Annotated in this window: 3 protein-coding genes; 1 reads left to right on the forward strand and 2 read right to left on the reverse strand. The window is 43.9% G+C overall.

What is annotated here, in order from left to right:
• A partial coding sequence (locus tag NC238_01450; protein ID MCM1564620.1) for a hypothetical protein occupies positions 1–248 on the forward strand: 248 nt, incomplete at its 5' end.
• A gap of 17 nt (positions 249–265) precedes the next feature.
• Here the strand turns inward: NC238_01450 and NC238_01455 are convergent.
• Positions 266–1,180, reverse strand: a complete 915-nt coding sequence (locus NC238_01455; protein ID MCM1564621.1) for an RluA family pseudouridine synthase — start codon at positions 1,178–1,180, stop codon at positions 266–268.
• 102 nt (positions 1,181–1,282) lie between these two features.
• Positions 1,283–1,513 (reverse strand): hypothetical protein, encoded by a 231-nt coding sequence (locus NC238_01460; protein MCM1564622.1) that lies wholly within the window; start codon positions 1,511–1,513, stop codon positions 1,283–1,285.
• Between the last annotated feature and the right edge of the window lie 3 nt (positions 1,514–1,516).

The following is a 1,516-nucleotide window of genomic DNA, read 5'->3' on the forward strand; positions in this document are numbered from 1 at the left end:
GAAATATTTTTTGGCCGACTGCCGGCCAAAAGGAGGATTTAACCTTGGCGGTTAATATAAAAATGGCCAATTGCGCCCTGTGCGGGAGGCCCTTTGCCCCCGAGCGGTTATTGAGAAAAACAAGTGAAAAGCTGACTGGCGGCGAGCCCGGACAGGAGGCGCCGGAGTGGCTGTCCTGGTGCCCCGAGTGCCGGAAAACCAGGCAGGCCAAAGCCCTGGGGGGAGTAGAAGAAAAAGACCGGGTTTGAGCCGGCGGGAACGTGAGCTAATCAGGATAATTGTTTTTTAACTTTTGAATTAAAGATGTCATATCGGCTGGCAGAGGGGCCTCCAGTTGTATGTGTTCCTTTGTGACAGGATGGTTGAACTCCAGGCGCCAACTATGTAAAGCCTGACGTTGTATCAGATCTAAACTACCCCCGTATAGATCATCTCCCATTAAGGGATGGCCGAAATGTTTCATGTGAACTCTTATTTGGTGGGTGCGCCCTGTTTCTAACCGCAATTTGACCAGACTGCCGCCGGCGAAACGCTGAATTACGGTAAAATGAGTGGTCGCTTCTTTACCTTGAGGTGTTACTCCAAAGACAAGGGAGTTATCATCGGGTCGACCGATAGGAAAATCAATTATACCAGAATCCATAGTTATTCTGTTATGCACCACCGCCAGGTATTCCCTCCGGCACATGCTGTTTTTCATTTGCCCGGAAAGTTGATGACAGATGTAACTGCTTTTGGCGATTAAGATAACTCCGGAAGTATCTTTATCCAACCGGCTGACCGCTCTGAATTTGTTGTTATGCCCCTGCTGCTGCCAATGGTAAATAACGCCGTTAGCCAGGGTATTCAGAACATGATATGAAAGCGGGTGTACCAGCATATCAGGTGGTTTGTTCACTACCAGGATGTGTTCATCCTCAAAGACAATATCCAGGGGTATATCCTGGGGTATTACAGGCTGATCATCAGCATCCTGAAGATTTACCCGTATTAAATCGCCTTCTTTCACCAGCGAATTCAAACGAACTGTTTGCCCGTTCACCATAAGTCCGGCACAGCGTTTAATCCTTCGCATTTCACCACGGGATAATTTCAGATTGGTCCTGAGTATCTGTGAGACCTTTTGATTATTATTGTCGTTTGTTACCCTGTACTCGATGTGCGTATTAGTAGACTCCATACAGTTATCATATCATTTAGATATAAGGTTCAACAACATTCAGCTGTTCCGCTGATTCCACACAATGCACATGGAACTAATTCACACGCCATAACATTTTCATCAGGAATATTTTGTGTATGTAGTTGTTAGAACACCGAGTCCACCCATTATTGATATTATTGAACCCACAAATCTGTATTTTATAATAGATTGTTCTAAATATATCAGATATTTATTGGTATCCATACTACCTCCATTAGCCTTCATAATATTAGATATTTCATGATTACCTAACTCTATGCTGTTCATTAGTATTATTAGCCCTACAACAAAGATAGCACCAAAAATTATTAA

This window comes from Dehalobacter sp. (assembly GCA_023667845.1).
GTDB lineage: Bacteria > Bacillota > Desulfitobacteriia > Desulfitobacteriales > Syntrophobotulaceae > Dehalobacter.